The sequence below is a fragment of the Pseudomonas sp. Pf153 genome (genome assembly GCF_001269775.1).
In the GTDB taxonomy this organism is placed as follows: domain Bacteria; phylum Pseudomonadota; class Gammaproteobacteria; order Pseudomonadales; family Pseudomonadaceae; genus Aquipseudomonas; species Aquipseudomonas uvaldensis.
The window spans coordinates 270851-289841 of record NZ_LHVL01000006.1 but is presented as its reverse complement, the minus strand read 5'-3'; the positions used below and the strand labels follow the sequence as shown (position 1 = coordinate 289841).

Sequence of the window (18991 nt, the reverse complement as noted above, 5' to 3'; positions counted from 1 at the left end):
ACAGCTTATGACGACGAAGCGACAGATTATGTCGAGCGCGCGACGACCCTATTGAGTCAGGAGGTTCGTGCAGTTGCCGGAACGGGCGCCGGTGCCGCGGTCTTGGCCGGAGCGGCGGCCGGTGCCGGAGCCTTGGTCGGAGCAGCCGTGGGGGCGGGTTTCTGGACAGGAGGCGCGGCAGGCACGGATGGTGCAGGCTGAGCGGCCGGTTGGGGTGTCAGCGCTTCGGTCGGGGATACGCGCGACAACTGGACGACCACGCGGCGGTTCTTGGCGCGGTTAGCCGCATTGGTATTGGGAACCAGAGGATAGCGCTCGCCATGAAATCGCACGGTAATCTGCGATTCCTGGAAACCATTGGCCTTGAAAAACTCCTGTACGGCCAGAGCCCTGCGGCGTGACAGCTCACGGTTAGTCAAGCGGTTGCCACTGTTGTCGGAATGACCGTCAAGCTCGACGTGATTGACGCTCGGGTCAGCCTTGATGAAATCGAGCATCACCTGCAACTGAGCCTTGGCACGCGCATCGAGTTCGACTTCTTCGCCAGGAAAGCCGATCTGGGTCTGCTTGATCTGCTCGAAGTTCTTGGGCAGCAGCTTCGCCACGCAGCCTTGATAGTCGCTGAAAGCCTTGTTGAAGCGTACCGGCAGCAACCGGACTTCCGATACCCGCCCGTCCTCGGTGTTACGGCGCACCACTGGGCTACGGCCTTCCATCAACCCGCTGATCAGCCGACCCGCCTGGACCTGGGAACTGTTGAACAGCACATCGCCACTGCCGAGCCTGACCGAGCCGAGATTGATGTCGCCTCGTCCCGGTTGCCACGGCGCAGCGGCGGCCAGCAAGGTCGCGGATCCGCCACCGAGCATCGGGTTATAGACCTTGAGCCGGAACGTGGCCTGTTCACCAGCCCGGCGCACGAACTCGCCGCTGCCGAAATCGGTGATCGGCTGGCTGAGCCGGCACTCGAACTTGTCACCTTCGACCGTCCACTCAATGCTCTCCAGACGAGTCTGGAAAGTGAGCGCCATGGCGGGAAGGCTGGCAAACACACTGAGCAAGGCTAGATAACGCTGGCGCACGGGAGGCTCCACTGGCTTTTATACAAAATCGATACACGCTAAGGGCATGGCCGGGCCGGCACACTGCACGAATTAATGACATACCTGGAAGGGCTATCGGTAACTTGTGGCAAAACTTGATAGCGGGTGCCTGTATCTGTCTTTTCCGGTAGCATTCCCCACAGTTTGACCCGCCTGGAAGCCCCCCATGTCCGACCGCCTGACCCTGCTGCGTCCCGACGACTGGCATATTCATCTTCGCGATGGTGCTGTGTTGACCCATACCGTCGCCGATGTCGCGCGCACCTTCGGGCGCGCGATCATCATGCCTAACCTGGTTCCGCCCGTGCGCAACGCCACCGAGGCCGATGGCTATCGCCAGCGTATCCTCGCAGCACGCCCGGCCGGCAGCCGCTTCGAGCCGTTGATGGTGCTCTACCTCACCGATCGTACCCAACCAGAGGAAATCCGCGACGCCAAGGCCAGTGGTTTCGTCCATGCCGCCAAGCTGTACCCGGCTGGCGCCACGACGAACTCGGATTCCGGTGTCACCAGCATCGACAAGATCTTCCCGGCACTGGAGGCCATGGCCGAGGTCGGGATGCCCTTGCTGATCCATGGTGAAGTCACTCGCGGCGAAGTCGACGTGTTCGATCGCGAGAAGATCTTCATCGATGAGCATATGCGCCGCGTTGTCGAGCGCTTCCCGACGCTCAAGGTGGTGTTCGAACACATCACCACCGGCGATGCCGTGCAGTTCGTCAACGAGGCACCGGCCAACGTCGGCGCGACCATCACCGCCCATCACCTGCTGTACAACCGCAACCACATGCTGGTGGGTGGAATCCGGCCACATTTCTATTGCCTGCCGATCCTCAAGCGCAACACCCATCAAGAGGCCCTGCTCGAAGCAGCCACCAGCGGCAGCGCCAAGTTTTTCCTCGGGACGGACTCGGCGCCCCACGCCCGCCATGCCAAGGAAGCCGCGTGCGGTTGTGCCGGTTGCTACACCGCTTACGCTGCTATCGAGATGTATGCCGAGGCGTTCGAGCAGCGCAATGCACTGGACAAGCTCGAAGGCTTTGCCAGCCTGCACGGGCCGCGTTTCTATGGTCTGCCAGTGAACACCGATCGCATTACCCTGGTCCGCGATGAGTGGACCGCCCCCGCCAGCCTGCCCTTCGGCGAGCAGACTGTCATTCCGCTGCGCGCCGGTGAAAAACTGCGCTGGCGCCTGTTGGAGGAAACCGCGTGAGTGAAGAGCATTTCGACGACGAACTGGACGGCAACGCGGGTTCGGGCGGCGCCCGTCACCCCATGGCAGCCCGGTTCCGGGGTTACCTGCCGGTGGTCGTCGACGTAGAAACCGGCGGCTTCAACTCCGCCACCGATGCGTTGTTGGAAATCGCGGCGACCACCATCGGCATGGACGAAAAAGGCTTTGTGTTCCCCGACCACACCTACTTCTTCCGCGTCGAGCCGTTCGAAGGCGCCAACATAGAAGCGGCGGCCCTGGAGTTCACCGGGATCAAGCTCGACCACCCGTTGCGCATGGCGGTGAGTGAAGAAACGGCACTGACCGACATCTTCCGCGGCGTACGCAAGGCGCTCAAGGCCAACGGCTGCAAGCGTGCGATCCTGGTGGGTCATAACAGCAGCTTCGACCTGGGTTTTCTCAACGCAGCCGTTGCTCGCCTGGACATGAAGCGCAACCCGTTCCACCCATTCTCCAGCTTCGACACCGCGACGCTGGCCGGCCTGGCGTACGGCCAGACCGTGCTGGCCAAGGCCTGTCAGGCGGCCGACATCGATTTTGACGGTCGTGAGGCGCACTCGGCCCGCTACGACACCGAAAAAACCGCCGAGCTGTTTTGCGGAATCGTCAATCGCTGGAAGGAAATGGGCGGCTGGCAGGATTTCGACGACTGAGGCCACAGGACGGAAGTCGGTAGGTGCAAGGCCTGTGGGAGCAAGGCTTGCCCGCGATGAAAGCGACGCGATCTTTCAAGGAAAACGAGGCGCTCGCATCGCGAGCAAGCTTTGCTCCCACAGGGCTCCCATAGGCCTTGATCCACAGCGCTCCTGCAGATTTTTCCCCATAAAAAAACCGGCCCATCGAGGGCCGGTTTTTTTATGCCTGATTCGCTTACAGCTTGTCGCCGTGCTGTTCCAGATAGGCAGCAACACCTTCTGGGGAAGCGGTCATGCCTTTGTCGCCTTTTTTCCAGTTGGCAGGGCACACTTCGCCGTGCTCTTCGTGGAATTGCAGCGCGTCGACCAGACGGATCAGCTCTTCCATATTACGGCCCAGTGGCAGGTCGTTGACGATCTGCGAACGGACCACGCCTTTGTCGTCGATCAGGAACGCGCCACGGAAAGCCACGCCGCCTTCGGACTCAACGTCATAGGCCTTGGCGATTTCGTGCTTCATGTCGGCAGCCATGGTGTATTTCACCGGGCCGATGCCGCCGCCGTTGATCGGCGTGTTGCGCCAGGCGTTGTGAGTGAAGTGCGAGTCGATCGAAACGGCAACCACTTCAACGTTGCGAGCCTTGAAGTCGTCCATGCGGTGATCCAGCGCGATCAGCTCGGACGGGCAGACAAAGGTGAAATCCAGTGGGTAGAAGAACACCAGGCCGTATTTGCCTTTGATGGCCGAGGACAGGGTAAAGCTGTCGACGATCTCGCCATTGCCGAGAACGGCAGGAACGGTGAAGTCAGGGGCTTGCTTGCCTACGAGTACGCTCATTGGATATCTCCTGGTGTAATAACGTGAAAAACTCAGGTTCGCGCCAGCCTGTCACCCTCAAGCGACAGCCCTGTGACACGAACCCACTTCGCAAGGACCGACCATCATACACCGCACGTTTGGCCTGTCCTCAACGGATTTTGGGCATTATTGAAAAATCGCCAGAGTGCCACTAAAAAACCGTTCGTCAGCTCGGCACCGCTCTAGCCTGAGCATCTCGGAAACCACTTTGACAATCATTCTCGTTAACATTAAGATCCATTGCACTTAAGCCACAACCAGCGACGGTTCTTACTTATGTATGTTTGCCTCTGCACTGGCGTCACCGACGGACAGATCCGCGAAGCGATCTATGAAGGTTGCTGCAGCTATCGCGAAGTCCGCCAGGCCACTGGCGTAGCCAGCCAATGCGGCAAATGCGCGTGCCTGGCCAAGGAAGTGGTACGTGAAACCCTCGCCAAGGTGCAAACGGCCCAGGCTTCGATCCCCTACCCAGTAGAATTTACCGCCGCCTGAACACGACTTTTTAAAGAACCGGACTCCATGTCCGGTTTTTTTATGTCTGAAAATCAAAAGCTTAGCTTCCAGACGCGGAACACAAACATTCTTATTCCGATTAATTTTCATTTATTATTCAATAACTTAGGTTTGACACTCGGAAATACGCAGCTCAAACTCTGCCTTATACACAGCTATTACAGGGCAGGCCTCATCATGAAAGGCGACATTACAGTCATCCAGCATCTCAACAAGATCCTTGCCAATGAGCTGGTCGCGATCAACCAGTACTTCCTGCATGCTCGCATGTACGAAGATTGGGGCCTGAACAAGCTGGGCAAGCACGAGTACCACGAATCCATCGACGAGATGAAGCACGCGGACAAGCTGATCAAGCGCATCCTGTTCCTCGAAGGCCTGCCCAACGTCCAGGACCTTGGCAAGTTGCACATCGGCGAACATACCCGGGAAATGCTTGAGTGTGATCTGCGTATCGAACGAACCGGCCATGCCGACCTGAAAGCGGCCATCGCCCACTGCGAAAGCGTTGGCGACTTCGGTAGCCGCGAACTGCTCGAAGACATTCTCGAATCCGAGGAAGAGCATATCGACTGGCTGGAAACCCAACTGGGCCTGATCGACAAAGTGGGTCTTGAGAATTACCTGCAATCGCAGATGGGCGAAGAATAACTTCCTCGAAAGCAAACCACTAAAAAGCCCCGCCTCTCTTTCGAGAGGCGGGGCTTTTTATCGCCTGGATTCCAAGGACAACTCAAATCCATGGTGGGAGCAAGCCTGCTCGCGATGGCGGTGCATCAATCACAACTGCATTGACCGACACGCCCTCATCGCGAGCAGGCTCGCTCCCACATTTGTTCGGGGTGAATCAGGCTTCGGTCTTGGCCGCCGCTTTGGCCACTGCTTTGGCCACTGCTTCCTTGATCGTGGTCTGCAGGGAGCCATCGGCAGCCATTTCAACCATGATGTCACTGCCACCAACCAGCTCACCGGCAACCCACAGTTGTGGGAAGGTTGGCCAGTTGGCGTACTTGGGCAGGTTGGCACGGATTTCCGGGTTCTGCAGGATGTCCACGTAGGCGAATTTCTCGCCACATGCCATCACCGCCTGGGCAGCCTTGGCCGAAAAACCGCACTGTGGCGCGTTTGGCGAGCCTTTCATGTAGAGCAGGACGGTGTTGTTGGCAATCTGGTCTTTAATGGTTTCGATGATATCCATGGAGCACCTCGGCTTAAACTTCGCGACTCAAGTCGTCGACACGGTGGCGCATTGTAACGGAAAGCCGAGCAAGGTGCTCGGTCTCCTCCAGGGACAAATTCACGCAGCCGCCACTGTCACCGGTACGCCATTGAGCGCCGCGTTGCCGGACAACTCATCGAGCTGACGATCATCGGTCAGGTCATTGGCGCTCGTGCCAGGCTGGACGCTGGCAATGCTCATCTGCACCCCTGGACGGGCGTGCCCCCAACCGTGGGGCAGGCTGACCACGCCTTGCATCATGTCGGGGCAGCCTTGCACCTCGACTTCAATCATGCCCACCCGCGAGCTGACTTTTACCCGCTGCCCATCGTTCAGCCCACGACTGGCGAGATCATCCGGATGCATCAGCAGTTGATGGCGCGGCTTGCCCTTCACCAACCGATGGAAATTGTGCATCCAGGAATTGTTGCTGCGTACATGCCGGCGACCAATCAGCAGCAGCTCATTCGCCTTGGGCGCCTCAAGCGCAGCGAAACGTCCCAGATCGGCGAGAATCACTGCCGGAGCGGCCTGTACCCGCCGGTTGTCGGTCTTCAACCGCGAAGCCAGGTTGGGCTTGAGTGCACCGAGATCAATGCCATGGGGATGGTCGAACAGGGTGGCCAGGGACAGTTTATGTGGCGAGGCATCTCCGTATGGCCCTGCCCGCAAGCCGAGATCGATCATCTGCGCCGGTGGCAGGGTGGGTTTGAGCGCCTTGCCGGTCCTCGCGGCGAACGCCTCGGCCAGGCCAACGAAGATTTCCCAATCATGCAGAGCCCCTTCAGGCTTGGGCAGGATGGCCCGGTTGAAGCGGGTCACATTGCGCACCGCGAACAGATTGAACGTGGTGTCGTAGTGATCATTTTCCAGTGCCGAAGTCGAAGGCAGGATGAGGTCGGCGTAGCGTGTGGTTTCGTTGATGTAGAGGTCCACGCTGACCATGAATTCCAGGCCATCCAGCGCCTGCTCCAGTTGCCGTCCGTTGGGCGTGGACAACACCGGGTTGCCGGCCACGGTGACCAGCGCACGAATCTGCCCTTCGCCGTCGGTGAGCATCTCTTCGGCCAATGTCGACACCGGTAACTCCCCGGCGTACTCGGGACGGCCGGACACGCGGCTTTGCCAGCGGTTGAAATGGCCACCCGAAGTGGTGGCGACCAGATCCACCGCCGGCTCGGTGCACAGTGCGCCACCCACCCGGTCCAGATTGCCGGTCACCAGGTTGATCACCTGGATCAGCCAATGGCACAGCGTACCGAACGCTTGGGTCGAAACGCCCATCCGGCCATAGCACACAGCTGAAGGGGCCGCCGCGAAATCCCGGGCCAACTGACGGATCTGCGGGGCGGGCACCGCACACAACGGGCTCATGGCCTCGGCCGTGAAGGGGGCCACGGCCAGGCGCACATCCTCCAGGCCATCTACCGGCAAGTGGCTCTCACGGGTCAGATCCTCACTGAACAGTGTGTTGAGCAAGCCGAACAACAGTGCAGCGTCGCCGCCAGGGCGTACAAAGAGATGCTGACTCGCCATGGCGGCCGTTTCGCTGCGACGCGGATCGACCACCACCACCTTGCCGCCACGGGCCTGGATGGCCTTGAGGCGCTTCTCAACGTCCGGCACGGTCATGATGCTGCCATTGGATGCCAACGGATTACCGCCCAGGATCAGCATGAAATCGGTGTGGTCGATATCCGGTATCGGCAGCAGCAGGCCGTGGCCGTACATCAGGTGGCTGGTCAGGTGATGGGGCAATTGGTCCACGGATGTGGCAGAAAAACGGCTGCGGGTCTTCAGCAGGCCCAGGAAATAATTACTGTGGGTCATCAGCCCATAGTTATGCACGCTGGGGTTGCCCTGATAGACCGCCACCGCATTCTGACCATGACGCGCCTGGATATCCGCCAGGCGTTCGGCCACCAGCGCGAAGGCATCCTCCCAGGCGATGGGTTGCCACTCACTGCCCACCCGTTGCATGGGTTGGCGCAGCCGGTCCGGATCGTTCTGGATATCCTGCAAGGCCACCGCCTTGGGGCAGATATGCCCCCGGCTGAAGCTGTCCAGCGGATCGCCCTTGATCGAGGTGATCACCAGGCCTTGGCCGTCGGTTTCAGTGGTCTCCAGGGTCAAGCCACAAATGGCTTCACACAGATGGCATGCACGGTGATGAAGAGTCTTGGTCATGGCCAGCCTCTGTTTTATTCGTGGCGGGCACTTTGGCCGCGGGAACAAAAACTATGGCCCTTGTACCTCCACCGCGCCAGCGACGTTCGTCCCGTGAATTGCCGGGCATCAGGCTTGCCGATGAAGTGGCCTCAGGGCTGCTCGACGGGAGCTTCCAGCAGTTGGATTTCCTCGATGGTTTCCACCTGTTCCTGGGCAATGGGTACGCCGGTCAACTCGCCGATCAAACGCCAATGCTCGTCGAGCCCGCCGCTGATGGTCGCCATGCGATCGATCATGCGACGTCCGGTGGCCTTGATGACCTCATCATCGCTACGCAACAACTCGAACGACATGGAGGTTATCGCAGCGGTGAGGTGTGTCAGGGAGCGTGCTGTCAGCCCCAGCAATTCCATCAATTGTTGCTCTTTCGAATCCATTTCGACGCTCCTGCCTCTAGGAAGTCTTTTATAACCCAGCCCCTTGCGTTAGGAAATGCTACACGTCCGACAACTTGCTGCCCCCAGCCGATCGGCCCCAAAACCAACCGGCGCCGACGTCATGCCCGTCCCGCTTGATTGCCAAGCCGTACAACGCCAGTGTACAAAGAGGTGGCTACTGCCAGTAAACCGGCTTCAAAATGCCCTCGTAAGGAAACACCGGCTCCGCTGAACGCCTCTTAAGCATGGCACTATTGGTAATACGCGACATTTAATGTCAATATCGCGCCTTCCCCTATTTTCGTCGCCCCGTGCGGCTTTTGCCGCAGGTCTCGCCCGTTTTCTTGTCAAACAAGGCTTTGAGTATCTGCGGTCAGTTACAAAAGGTAGTCAATAATGAGCGCAAGGCACTTTCTCTCCCTGATGGATTTCACGCCCGATGAGTTGCTTGGCGTGATCCGTCGAGGCGTGGAGCTCAAGGACCTGCGTAACCGCGGTGTACTGTTCGAGCCCTTGAAAAACCGTGTACTGGGGATGATTTTCGAAAAATCGTCGACCCGCACCCGTATTTCGTTCGAAGCCGGCATGATCCAGCTCGGCGGCCAGGCGATTTTCCTGTCCCCCCGCGACACCCAGCTGGGCCGCGGCGAACCCATCAGCGATTGCGCCATCGTCATGTCGGGCATGCTCGATGCCGTGATGATCCGTACGTTCGCCCACAGCACCCTGACCGAGTTTGCTGCCCACTCCCGCGTGCCGGTGATCAACGGCCTGTCCGATGATCTTCACCCCTGCCAGTTGCTGGCTGACATGCAAACTTTTCTCGAACATCGCGGCTCGATTCAGGGCAAGACCGTTGCCTGGGTCGGCGATGGCAACAACATGTGCAACAGCTATATAGAAGCGGCGATCCAGTTCGATTTCCAACTGCGCATCGCCTGCCCCGAAGGCTACGATCCCAACGCTGGGCTCCTCGCCCAGGCCGGGGATCGGGTAACCATCGTCCGCGACCCGAAACTGGCCGTGGCCGGTGCGCACCTGGTGAGCACCGACGTCTGGACCTCCATGGGCCAGGAGGAGGAAACCGCCAAACGCCTCAAGCTGTTCGCACCGCTGCAGGTCAACCGGGCCCTGCTCGACCTGGCGGACCCTGAAGTCCTATTCATGCACTGCCTGCCGGCTCACCGCGGCGAAGAGATCAGCTTCGATATCCTGGAAGATCCGCGCGCAGTCGCCTGGGATCAGGCTGAGAACCGTCTTCACGCGCAGAAGGCGCTGCTTGAGTTCCTCGTCGAGCCAGCGTACCGCCACGCATGAGCCATTCCTTGCTGCTGAACCTGCACAACCTGGCTTGCGGCTATCAGGACCAACGGGTCGTTCAGAACCTCAACCTGCACCTCAACGCTGGTGATATCGGTTGCCTGCTCGGCTCGTCCGGGTGTGGCAAGACCACGACATTGCGCGCGATTGCCGGCTTCGAGCCGGTACACGAAGGGGAAATCCAGCTGGCCGGGGAAACCATTTCCCGCCCCGGCTTCACCCTCGCCCCGGAAAAACGCCGCATTGGCATGGTGTTTCAGGACTACGCCTTATTTCCCCACCTGAGCGTGGCCGAGAACATTGCCTTCGGCATTCGCAAGCATCCGGACAAGGACCGCGTGGTCGGGGAGTTGCTGGAGCTGGTCAACCTGAAGAACCTGGGCAAGCGCTTCCCCCATGAATTGTCCGGTGGCCAGCAACAGCGTGTAGCGCTGGCCCGGGCACTGGCACCGGAGCCGCAACTGCTGCTGCTTGACGAGCCCTTCTCCAACCTCGACGGCGAGCTGCGACGCAAGCTCAGCCATGAAGTGCGGGACATTCTCAAGGGCCGAGGCACCAGCGCGATCCTGGTGACCCACGACCAGGAAGAAGCCTTCGCCGTGAGCGACCATGTCGGCGTATTCAAGGAGGGCCGGCTGGAACAGTGGGATACGCCCTACAATCTGTACCACGAACCGCTGACCCCCTTCGTCGCCAGCTTTATCGGCCAGGGTTATTTCATTCGCGGCCAGCTCGAGAGTCCGGAGTCGGTCAAGACCGAGCTGGGCGTGCTGCGTGGCAATCGGGCGTATACCTGGCCCATCGGTGGCGCAGTGGACGTACTGCTACGGCCGGACGATATCGTCTATGCGCCAGACAGCCCGCTTACCGCCAGGATAGTTGGCAAGACCTTCCTGGGTGCGTCGACCCTGTATCGTCTGCAACTGCCAACGGGCGCGCAACTGGAGTCGATCTTCCCGAGCCACGCCGATCATCAGGTCGGGGCCGATGTCGGCATCCGCGTGGCGGCTGAGCACTTGGTGCTGTTCCAGGCCTCGGGCAGCATAGCGGCGCATCTACCACCGGTGGAAAGCGGTGTGCGGCGGTACAGCACGGCCAGCTGAAACCGGAGAATGCGAAGCCATTTGTGGGAGTGAGCCTGCTCGCTGCCACAATGGCCTCATTGATTTGATCAGTCACCCTAGGCTCTGTCTGAAAAGCCTTGATACTCGTTCATGCTGCGTTGAAAACCGGCTCGGAATGCTCATTTACTCCAGTAAAGTCGAACGCGACCCCGGCCGTTCCTCGCCGTTTTTCGCCTTGCCTGACCTTCGTCTCAAGACTTTTCAAACAGAGCCTAGCGACAAGGTCCCACTGGCCACCAGCGTCGCATTCCCACCGATCTTCACCCGCTCCCCTTCCAACCGGCAGAACAAAGTCCCACCCCGGGCCGAACATTGATAAGCCGTCAGCCCCAGCTTGCCCAGGCGCTTGGACCAGTAAGGAATCAGGCTGCAATGGGTCGACCCGGTCACCGGGTCTTCGTTGATGCCGATCGCCGGGGCGAAGTAACGCGAGACAAAATCATGCCGGCTGCCTGGCGCGGTGACGATGGCGCCGGGCCACGGCAATTTTGCAAGTGCCGCCATATCCGGCTTGCAATCGAGCACCGCCTGTTCAGATTCAAGCACCACGAACAGCTCGTTGAAACCCAACACATCCACCGCTTCGACGCCCAGGGCACTCTGGACCGCCAGGGAAGCCCCTACTTCGCCGGGCATCCTGGCAGGAAAATCCAGCCACAATCGATCACCCTCGCGGGTAACGCTCAACTGCCCGGATTTGCAGATAAAATCCAGCCGCTCGACGGGTTCGTGATAGATCTCAAACAGTACATAGGCACTGGCCAACGTGGCGTGCCCGCACAACGGGACCTCGGTGGTCGGCGTAAACCAACGGATATGCCATTGCAGGCCCTCGCGCACCAGAAACGCGGTTTCGGCCAGGTTATGTTCCGCAGCGATGTTCTGCATCAAGTCATCGGCCAACCAGGCGTCGAGCCTGTAGACCATCGCCGGGTTGCCGCCGAAGGGACGGTCACTGAACGCATCGACCTGATGAAACGCTAGCTGCATGGCACTGCTCCTTCTTATAGAGGTATCAGCATGAAGGGGAAGGACGCCGGTTATCCAGTGACAGATCGACGAATATTTCACCCTACAGCGGATGAAATATCTGACAGCCACTCCTGCTTATTCGTGCCGAAGAGCTTTCCGGCCACTTCAGGCCCTGCCGATACTCGCAAATGCCGCCCCGGTATGCTCCGCCAAGACCGTAGGCGCCAGCTCCACTTCCAACCCACGTCGCCCTGCACTGACAAATATGCTGGGGAACGGCTGGGCGGAACTGTCGATAAACGTGCGCAGGCGCTTCTTCTGTCCGAGCGGGCTGATACCGCCGAGCAGATAACCAGTCGAGCGTTGCGCGGCGGTCGGGTCGGCCATCTCGACTTTCTTCACGCCGGCGGCATGGGCCAGCGCTTTCAAATCCAGGGTGCCCGCCACCGGAACCACTGCCACCAGCAACTCACCTTTTTCGCTGGCCGCCAATAACGTCTTGAACACTCGCGCCGGATCCAGCGCCAGTTTTTCCGCCGCCTCCAGGCCATAGGAGGCGGCTTTGGGATCGTGTTCATAGCTGTGGATACGATGCTCGGCGCGCACTTTTTTAAGCAGATCCAATGCGGGGGTCATGACCGCTCCTGACAAAAAAATCAATGAAGAGTGAGCAGGATTCTAAGTGATCGACAACCAAAAGGCTTCGGGCGTACCGCCAGTTCATGCCAGGGCCGGCCAGCGCAGGATCCATTCATGCCACGAATAGTACAAATGTGACCAATGGTTCATTTTCGACCTTTGACAGCCGCGTTTCTTGTCTATATTTTTTCGAAACTGAAAGCAGCAATTCATGTCTATAGCAACACCCCGAGTTCAGGATGGGGATCCTGCCTCGGTGAAAAACGCGTCATCGAAGTCTTCTCCAGGGCGCGGACAACAACAAGACCGAGGTTTTGCATGACCACCGATTTACAACAGCCGTCCCTTTCCAGCCAATGCCTGGCCGAATTCCTGGGGACTGCCCTGCTGATCTTTTTCGGAACCGGCTGCGTTGCAGCGCTCAAGGTCGCGGGTGCCAGTTTCGGCCTTTGGGAGATCAGCATCATCTGGGGCATTGGCGTCAGCATGGCGATCTACCTCAGCGCAGGCATTTCCGGTGCACATCTGAACCCCGCTGTCAGCATCGCGCTGTGTATCTTCACTGACTTCGAAAAACGAAAACTGCCTCTTTACATTGTCAGCCAGGTGGGCGGGGCCTTTTGCGGCGCGTTCCTAGTCTACCTGCTGTACAGCAATCTGTTCTTCGATTTCGAACAATCGCGCCAGATGATCCGTGGCACGCAAACCAGCCTCGAACTGGCCTCGGTGTTCTCGACCTACCCGCATCCGGCGCTGTCCACCGGCCAGGCTTTCCTGGTGGAAACGATCATTACCGCCATCCTGATGGGGGTGATCATGTCCCTGACCGACGATAACAATGGCCTGCCTCGCGGCCCGCTGGCACCGCTGTTGATCGGCCTGCTGATCGCTGTGATCGGCAGCTCGATGGGACCGCTGACCGGCTTCGCGATGAACCCGGCACGGGACTTCGGCCCCAAGTTGATGACTTTCTTCGCCGGCTGGGGTGAAATTTCCCTCACGGGCGGACGCGATATTCCGTACTTCCTGATTCCGATTTTTGCACCCATTGCCGGTGCATGCCTGGGCGCCGCCGCTTATCGCGGGCTCATTGCCCGACACCTGCCCAGCGCCACCCATGCTACAAAGGACGCAATCGCTGCCATTGACGGCAAGGCCAGAATCTCTTGAAACAGTAGGTGCACATCGCTTGCTGTGCACCGTGGTGCTTTACCCCTATCTACGTCCCAAGGCAATCGACATGACCGATATCCAGAACAAGAACTACATCATTGCCCTCGATCAGGGTACGACCAGCTCGCGGGCGATCATCTTCGATCGTGACGCCAATGTGGTCGGCACCGCCCAGCGCGAATTCGTCCAGCATTACCCGCAGCCCGGCTGGGTCGAACACGACCCGATGGAAATCTTTGCCACCCAGAGCGCGGTCATGGTCGAAGCGCTGGCCCAGGCTGGCCTGCACCATGATCAGGTTGCCGCCATCGGCATCACTAACCAGCGTGAAACCACGGTGGTCTGGGACAAGACCACCGGGCGCCCGATTTACAACGCCATCGTCTGGCAATGCCGGCGCAGCACCGAAATCTGCCAGCAGCTCAAGCGCGACGGCCATGAACAGTACATCAGCGACACTACCGGCCTTGTTACCGACCCGTACTTTTCCGGTACCAAGCTCAAGTGGATCCTGGACAATGTCGAAGGCAGTCGCGAGCGTGCACGCAACGGCGAATTGCTGTTCGGTACCGTCGACAGCTGGTTGATCTGGAAATTTACCGGCGGCAAGGTCCATGTCACCGACTACACCAACGCATCGCGCACCCTGCTGTTCAATATCCACTCGCTGGAATGGGACGCGAAGATGCTGGATATCCTCGACATTCCCCGGGAAATGTTGCCGGAAGTGAAGTCATCGTCTGAAATCTACGGTCGCACCAAGAGTGGCATCGCCATTGGCGGCATTGCCGGAGACCAGCAGGCCGCTCTTTTCGGCCAGATGTGCGTGGAGCCTGGACAGGCGAAAAACACCTATGGCACAGGTTGTTTCCTGTTGATGAACACCGGCGACAAAGCCGTCAAATCCAACCACGGCATGCTGACCACCATCGCCTGCGGTCCACGTGGCGAAGTGGCCTACGCCCTCGAAGGCGCGGTGTTCAACGGCGGTTCCACCGTGCAGTGGTTGCGCGATGAGCTGAAGATCATCAACGACGCCCTCGATACCGAATACTTCGCCAACAAGGTCAAGGACAGCAACGGCGTTTACCTCGTGCCGGCCTTTACCGGGCTGGGTGCGCCCTATTGGGACCCCTATGCTCGCGGCGCGCTGTTCGGTCTGACCCGTGGCGTACGGGTCGATCACATCATTCGCGCGACCCTGGAGTCGATCGCCTACCAGACCCGCGACGTGCTCGACGCCATGCAACAGGATGCCGGCGAACGTCTGAAGGCCTTGCGCGTTGACGGCGGCGCGGTGGCGAATAATTTCCTGATGCAATTTCAGGCCGACATCCTGGGCACTGCGGTCGAACGCCCGAAAATGCGCGAAACCACTGCCTTGGGCGCCGCTTACCTGGCCGGCCTGGCCTGCGGTTTCTGGGGCAGCCTGGAAGAGCTGCGCGGTAAAGCGATGATCGAGCGCGAATTCGAACCGCAACTGGACGAGCAGGCGAAGGAAGCACTCTATGCCGGCTGGAAAAAAGCGGTGAGCCGCACCCGTGACTGGGAGCCTCACGAAGACGCTGAGTAAGTCGCTGAGGGTCCGAAACTGGTCGGGAGTGGATTCCTGCGGCATCATGGGCAAATTTTGTATGGCAGCCCAAAGGACGCCCCATGAATCTGCCTCCCCGTCAGCAGCAAATCCTCGAGCTGGTCCGCGAGCGCGGCTATGTCAGCATCGAGGAAATGGCGCAACTATTTGTCGTCACCCCGCAAACCATCCGCCGCGACATCAACCAATTGGCGGAGGCGAACCTGCTGCGCCGCTACCATGGTGGCGCCGCCTACGACTCGAGCGTCGAAAACACCGCCTACGCCATGCGCGCCGATCAGATGCGCGATGAGAAACAACGCATCGCCGAAGCCATCGCCGCCCAGATTCCCGACCACGCCTCGTTGTTCATCAACATCGGCACCACCACCGAATCCATCGCCCGGGCACTGCTCAACCACAACCATCTCAAAGTCATTACCAACAACCTTCACGTGGCGTCGACTCTGAGCGCGAAGGACGATTTCGAAGTCCTGGTCGCCGGCGGCAATGTACGGCGCGATGGCGGCGTAGTGGGCCAGGCCAGCGTCGACTTCATCAACCAATTCAAGGTGGACTTCGCCCTGGTGGGCATTAGCGGTATCGACGAAGACGGCAGCCTGCTGGATTTCGACTATCAGGAAGTGCGGGTTTCCCAGGCAATCATCGCCAATGCCCGGCAAGTGATCCTGGCGGCAGACTCCAGCAAATTCGGGCGCAACGCCATGGTCCGCCTGGGCCCCATCAGCCTGATCGATTGCCTGGTGACCGACCAGCAACCGGTACCGGCCCTGGCGCAACTGTTGACCCAGCACAAGATTCGGCTGGAAGTGGTCTGACGCCCTCCCGGCACCCTCTGGCGAGGGGATTTATCCCCTCGCCACAAATACCTCCTGCCTGCGTCAAGCAATCTTCGTGTTCGAAAATTTTCCTTTCAGTTTCCTTTGATCAGTATTTTCAATCGAAGTCGACTGGTCGCTCCCTCATTTATGAGCTAGTATTTTCGCAAATGAACATAAATGTTCGAATTCAAATATTGCGAAAAGAACCCGAGGCCAGCCGATGCCCACTTCCACCTTGCCTACGCCCCCTCTCGCCGAGATCTACGACATCGCCGTCATTGGCGGTGGCATCAATGGCGTGGGGATAGCCGCGGACGCTGCCGGTCGCGGTCTTTCGGTGTTCCTTTGCGAAAAGGACGACCTGGCCAGCCACACCTCTTCGGCCAGTAGCAAGCTGATCCACGGTGGCCTGCGCTATCTTGAACATTACGAATTCCGCCTGGTACGCGAAGCCTTGGCCGAACGCGAGGTGTTGCTGAGCAAGGCCCCGCACATCGTCAAGCAGATGCGCTTCGTACTGCCCCATCGCCCACACCTGCGTCCGGCCTGGATGATCCGTGCCGGCCTGTTCCTCTACGATCACCTGGGCAAGCGCGAGCAGCTTGCCGGCTCGAAAAGCCTGAAATTCGGCGCTGACAGTGCGCTGAAAAGCGAGATCACCAAAGGCTTCGAATACTCTGACTGCTGGGTCGACGACGCGCGATTGGTGGTGCTCAACGCCATGGCAGCACGTGAAAAAGGCGCCCACATCCACACCCGCACCCGTTGCGTGAATGCCCGCCGCAGCAAAGGCTTGTGGCACCTGCATCTGGAACGCGCCGACGGCAGCCTGTTTTCGATCCGCGCCAAGGCACTGGTGAACGCGGCTGGCCCATGGGTCGCGAAGTTCATCCGCGATGATCTGAAGATGGAATCGCCCTACGGCATCCGCCTGATCCAAGGCAGCCACATCATCGTGCCAAAACTCTATGAAGGCGAACACGCGCATATTCTTCAGAACGAAGACCAGCGCATTGTGTTCACCATCCCTTATCTGAACCAGTTCACCCTGATCGGCACCACCGACCGTGAATACACCGGCGACCCGGCCAAAGTCGCGATCACCGACGGTGAAACCGATTACCTGCTGAAGGTGGTCAACGCTCACTTCAAGGAGCAGATCAGCCGCGACGACATCCTGCACAGCTATTCCGGCGTCCGCCCGTTGTGCAACGACGAATCGGACAATCCGTCGGCGGTCACCCGGGATTACACGCTGGCACTGTCCGCCGGCGGCGAAGAAGCCCCATTGCTGTCGGTATTCGGCGGCAAGCTGACCACCTATCGCAAACTGGCCGAATCGGCCATGGCGCAACTGGCGCCCTATTTCACCCAGATGCGCCCGAGCTGGACGGCTGTAGATCCACTTCCCGGTGGCGAAAACATGACCACCCCGCAGGCGCTGTGCTCGGCGATCCGCGACAAGTTCGACTGGGTACCTACCGATCTCGCTCGCCGCTGGGCCACGACTTATGGGAGCCGCACCTGGCGCATGCTCGAAGGCGTGCATAGCCTGACCGACCTGGGCGAACACATCGGTGGCGGCCTTTATACCCGGGAAGTCGATTACTTGTGCAGCGACGAATGGGCCGTCAGCGCCCAGGACATCTTGTGGCGCCGTAGCAAACTGGGCTTGTTCACCACGCCGGCCGAGCAGGAAAAACTGCAGCAATATCTGGACAAGGTCGAGCACAATCGCCGCAAGATCGAAGCGGCCTGATCCTCAACCTGATCAACCAAAGCCCCTGACCCCATGGTCCAGGGGCTTTTTACTGCCTCCCCCACCACTTCCCCTCCTACGGGAACGAATATTCGGTTTTCCGAACGCGACCCTACAGTCGATTCGGCAAACCGGATAAACAAGTTATACAAAATCCGAAACAAAACATTAATTATCTTTAAAAACAAAGGCTTAACCATATTGAACTGGCCTGGCACGAGTCATGCTCTACACTCGTGGAGACGTTTGCCCGGGCGCCAACACAACAGGAGCTACCGGGCATTCCAAGTACTCAGGGCCGACGAACCGGCCGGAATAAAAAAAACAATGTCGAGGAAACATCGATGCGTATCGTTCCCCATCTCCTGGGCGCAGCCATTGCTGCCGCTCTGATCAGCACCCCAGCTTTCGCTGCCGAACGGACCGGCACGCTGAAAAAGATCAAAGAGTCCGGCGTCATCACACTCGGGCATCGCGACGCTTCCATTCCGTTTTCCTACATCGCGGACGCTTCCGGTAAACCGGTCGGCTATTCCCACGACATCCAGCTGAAAGTCGTCGAGGCCCTGAAAAAAGACCTGGACATGCCGAACCTGCAGGTCAAGTACAACCTGGTCACCTCGCAAACCCGTATCCCGCTGGTGCAGAACGGCACCGTGGACCTGGAGTGCGGTTCCACCACCAACAACGTGGAACGCCAGCAACAGGTTGATTTCTCCGTCGGCATCTTCGAGATCGGCACCCGCCTGCTCTCCAAGAAAGACTCCAAGTACAAGGATTTCGACGATCTGAAAGGCAAGAACGTCGTGACCACCGCCGGCACCACCTCCGAGCGCCTGCTCAAGGCGATGAACGCCGACAAGCAGATGGGCATGAACGTCATTTCCGCCAAGGACCACGGCGAATCCTTCCAGATGCTGGAATCGGGCCGTGCCGTTGCGTTCATGATGGACGACGCCCTGCTGGCCGGCGAAGCCGCCAAGGCCAAGAAAGCCAGCGACTGGGAAGTGACCGGTACCCCACAGTCGTACGAAATCTATGGCTGCATGATGCGCAAAGGCGACGCGCCGTTCAAAAAGGCCGTGGATGACGCCATCGTGGCGACCTACAAGTCGGGCGAGATCAACAAGATCTACGACAAGTGGTTCACCCAGCCAATCCCGCCGAAAAACCTGAACCTGAACTTCCCGATGAGCGACGAGCTCAAGGCATTGATCGCCAATCCGACCGACAAAGCGGCTGACGACAAGAAGTCCTGATTTTCTGACTAACCTTATCTCCTGAAGGGGCCCGGCCCTTTCAGGAGATGGTCACTCCCTGCTGGCAATTTTCAGGAAACACTCGAACCGGTGCTATCGAGCCGAACGCGTGTGCCCGGCCGTCATGGCTGGACGGGAACGGAGCTTCCCCAGGCGGG

18 protein-coding genes are annotated in these 18991 nt (G+C 59.2%); 11 read left to right on the top strand and 7 right to left on the bottom strand.

Going from position 1 to position 18991, the window contains the following annotated elements:
- Window positions 1-56 precede the first annotated feature (56 nt).
- Window positions 57-1082: an OmpA family protein gene (locus AD666_RS02120; RefSeq protein ID WP_053147086.1), complete on the bottom strand. Its 1026-nt coding sequence runs from the start codon at window positions 1080-1082 to the stop codon at window positions 57-59.
- A gap of 187 nt (window positions 1083-1269) precedes the next feature.
- Here AD666_RS02120 and pyrC point away from each other — a divergent pair, with 187 nt between their 5' ends.
- Together pyrC and rnt are read left to right on the top strand one after the other, a co-directional pair.
- Window positions 1270-2316, top strand: a complete 1047-nt coding sequence (pyrC, locus tag AD666_RS02115; RefSeq protein ID WP_053147084.1) for a dihydroorotase — start codon at window positions 1270-1272, stop codon at window positions 2314-2316.
- Window positions 2313-2990: a ribonuclease T gene (gene rnt, locus AD666_RS02110; RefSeq protein ID WP_053147082.1), complete on the top strand. Its 678-nt coding sequence runs from the start codon at window positions 2313-2315 to the stop codon at window positions 2988-2990. Before pyrC ends, rnt begins: the two co-directional genes overlap by 4 nt.
- Window positions 2991-3207: 217 nt before the next feature.
- Here rnt and AD666_RS02105 read toward each other — a convergent pair whose 3' ends face one another.
- Complete coding sequence (locus AD666_RS02105; protein WP_053147080.1) at window positions 3208-3810, bottom strand: peroxiredoxin; 603 nt, start codon at window positions 3808-3810, stop codon at window positions 3208-3210.
- A 297-nt stretch (window positions 3811-4107) separates the two neighbouring features.
- On the opposite strand from AD666_RS02105, the gene AD666_RS02100 reads away from it, so the two are divergent.
- On the top strand, window positions 4108-4326 hold the full coding sequence (locus AD666_RS02100) for a bacterioferritin-associated ferredoxin (protein WP_003178704.1): 219 nt from the start codon (window positions 4108-4110) through the stop codon (window positions 4324-4326).
- Window positions 4327-4524: 198 nt separating this feature from the next.
- Window positions 4525-4998 carry a bacterioferritin gene (gene bfr / locus AD666_RS02095; RefSeq protein WP_003178701.1) on the top strand — a complete coding sequence of 158 codons (474 nt, stop codon included), beginning with the start codon at window positions 4525-4527 and terminating at the stop codon, window positions 4996-4998.
- Window positions 4999-5194: 196 nt separating this feature from the next.
- Here the strand turns inward: bfr and grxD are convergent, their stop codons facing one another.
- The 3 genes from grxD to AD666_RS02080 form a co-directional block, all read right to left on the bottom strand.
- Window positions 5195-5545, bottom strand: a complete 351-nt coding sequence (grxD, locus tag AD666_RS02090; RefSeq protein ID WP_053147078.1) for a Grx4 family monothiol glutaredoxin — start codon at window positions 5543-5545, stop codon at window positions 5195-5197.
- A 99-nt stretch (window positions 5546-5644) separates the two neighbouring features.
- Window positions 5645-7753, bottom strand: coding sequence for a molybdopterin oxidoreductase family protein (locus tag AD666_RS02085; protein WP_053147076.1), 2109 nt, complete (start codon window positions 7751-7753; stop codon window positions 5645-5647).
- A gap of 131 nt (window positions 7754-7884) precedes the next feature.
- Window positions 7885-8172, bottom strand: coding sequence for a hypothetical protein (locus AD666_RS02080; RefSeq protein WP_053147074.1), 288 nt, complete (start codon window positions 8170-8172; stop codon window positions 7885-7887).
- A 396-nt stretch (window positions 8173-8568) separates the two neighbouring features.
- On the opposite strand from AD666_RS02080, the gene argF reads away from it, so the two are divergent.
- Window positions 8569-9489 (top strand): ornithine carbamoyltransferase, encoded by a 921-nt coding sequence (gene argF, locus AD666_RS02075; protein ID WP_053147072.1) that lies wholly within the window; start codon window positions 8569-8571, stop codon window positions 9487-9489.
- A complete protein-coding gene (locus tag AD666_RS02070) occupies window positions 9486-10595 on the top strand; it encodes an ABC transporter ATP-binding protein (RefSeq protein WP_053147070.1) in 1110 nt (369 codons plus the stop codon). Before argF ends, AD666_RS02070 begins: the two co-directional genes overlap by 4 nt.
- 222 nt (window positions 10596-10817) lie before the next feature.
- Here the strand turns inward: AD666_RS02070 and AD666_RS02065 are convergent, their stop codons facing one another.
- Both AD666_RS02065 and ybaK read right to left on the bottom strand, forming a co-directional pair.
- Window positions 10818-11606 (bottom strand): PhzF family phenazine biosynthesis protein, encoded by a 789-nt coding sequence (locus tag AD666_RS02065; RefSeq protein WP_053147068.1) that lies wholly within the window; start codon window positions 11604-11606, stop codon window positions 10818-10820.
- Window positions 11607-11753: 147 nt separating this feature from the next.
- The gene (ybaK, locus tag AD666_RS02060) at window positions 11754-12224 is read right to left on the bottom strand and encodes a Cys-tRNA(Pro) deacylase (protein WP_053147065.1); all 471 of its coding nucleotides are present in this window, start codon (window positions 12222-12224) and stop codon (window positions 11754-11756) included.
- Window positions 12225-12545: 321 nt separating this feature from the next.
- On the opposite strand from ybaK, the gene AD666_RS02055 reads away from it, so the two are divergent.
- The 5 genes from AD666_RS02055 (at window position 12546) to AD666_RS02035 (ending at window position 18833) form a co-directional block, all read left to right on the top strand.
- Complete coding sequence (locus AD666_RS02055) at window positions 12546-13397, top strand: MIP/aquaporin family protein (protein ID WP_053147064.1); 852 nt, start codon at window positions 12546-12548, stop codon at window positions 13395-13397.
- A gap of 70 nt (window positions 13398-13467) precedes the next feature.
- Entirely contained in the window at window positions 13468-14973 is a 1506-nt protein-coding gene (gene glpK, locus AD666_RS02050; protein WP_053147062.1) for a glycerol kinase GlpK, read from the top strand.
- Window positions 14974-15056: 83 nt separating this feature from the next.
- On the top strand, window positions 15057-15812 hold the full coding sequence (locus tag AD666_RS02045) for a DeoR/GlpR family transcriptional regulator (RefSeq protein ID WP_053147060.1): 756 nt from the start codon (window positions 15057-15059) through the stop codon (window positions 15810-15812).
- A gap of 223 nt (window positions 15813-16035) precedes the next feature.
- Window positions 16036-17574 carry a glycerol-3-phosphate dehydrogenase gene (glpD, locus tag AD666_RS02040; protein ID WP_053147058.1) on the top strand — a complete coding sequence of 513 codons (1539 nt, stop codon included), beginning with the start codon at window positions 16036-16038 and terminating at the stop codon, window positions 17572-17574.
- Between the two features lie 344 nt (window positions 17575-17918).
- Window positions 17919-18833 (top strand): glutamate/aspartate ABC transporter substrate-binding protein, encoded by a 915-nt coding sequence (locus AD666_RS02035; RefSeq protein WP_053147056.1) that lies wholly within the window; start codon window positions 17919-17921, stop codon window positions 18831-18833.
- Window positions 18834-18991 lie beyond the last annotated feature (158 nt).

Coding starts and splice junctions, on each gene's coding strand:
- pyrC (WP_053147084.1), top strand. CDS start 1,270: ATGTCCGACCGCCTGACCCTGCTGCGTCCCGACGACTGGCATATTCAT.
- AD666_RS02105 (WP_053147080.1), bottom strand. CDS start 3,810: ATGAGCGTACTCGTAGGCAAGCAAGCCCCTGACTTCACCGTTCCTGCC.
- AD666_RS02100 (WP_003178704.1), top strand. CDS start 4,108: ATGTATGTTTGCCTCTGCACTGGCGTCACCGACGGACAGATCCGCGAA.
- bfr (WP_003178701.1), top strand. CDS start 4,525: ATGAAAGGCGACATTACAGTCATCCAGCATCTCAACAAGATCCTTGCC.
- grxD (WP_053147078.1), bottom strand. CDS start 5,545: ATGGATATCATCGAAACCATTAAAGACCAGATTGCCAACAACACCGTC.
- AD666_RS02085 (WP_053147076.1), bottom strand. CDS start 7,753: ATGACCAAGACTCTTCATCACCGTGCATGCCATCTGTGTGAAGCCATT.
- AD666_RS02080 (WP_053147074.1), bottom strand. CDS start 8,172: ATGGATTCGAAAGAGCAACAATTGATGGAATTGCTGGGGCTGACAGCA.
- argF (WP_053147072.1), top strand. CDS start 8,569: ATGAGCGCAAGGCACTTTCTCTCCCTGATGGATTTCACGCCCGATGAG.
- AD666_RS02070 (WP_053147070.1), top strand. CDS start 9,486: ATGAGCCATTCCTTGCTGCTGAACCTGCACAACCTGGCTTGCGGCTAT.
- AD666_RS02065 (WP_053147068.1), bottom strand. CDS start 11,606: ATGCAGCTAGCGTTTCATCAGGTCGATGCGTTCAGTGACCGTCCCTTC.
- ybaK (WP_053147065.1), bottom strand. CDS start 12,224: ATGACCCCCGCATTGGATCTGCTTAAAAAAGTGCGCGCCGAGCATCGT.
- AD666_RS02055 (WP_053147064.1), top strand. CDS start 12,546: ATGACCACCGATTTACAACAGCCGTCCCTTTCCAGCCAATGCCTGGCC.
- glpK (WP_053147062.1), top strand. CDS start 13,468: ATGACCGATATCCAGAACAAGAACTACATCATTGCCCTCGATCAGGGT.
- AD666_RS02045 (WP_053147060.1), top strand. CDS start 15,057: ATGAATCTGCCTCCCCGTCAGCAGCAAATCCTCGAGCTGGTCCGCGAG.
- glpD (WP_053147058.1), top strand. CDS start 16,036: ATGCCCACTTCCACCTTGCCTACGCCCCCTCTCGCCGAGATCTACGAC.
- AD666_RS02035 (WP_053147056.1), top strand. CDS start 17,919: ATGCGTATCGTTCCCCATCTCCTGGGCGCAGCCATTGCTGCCGCTCTG.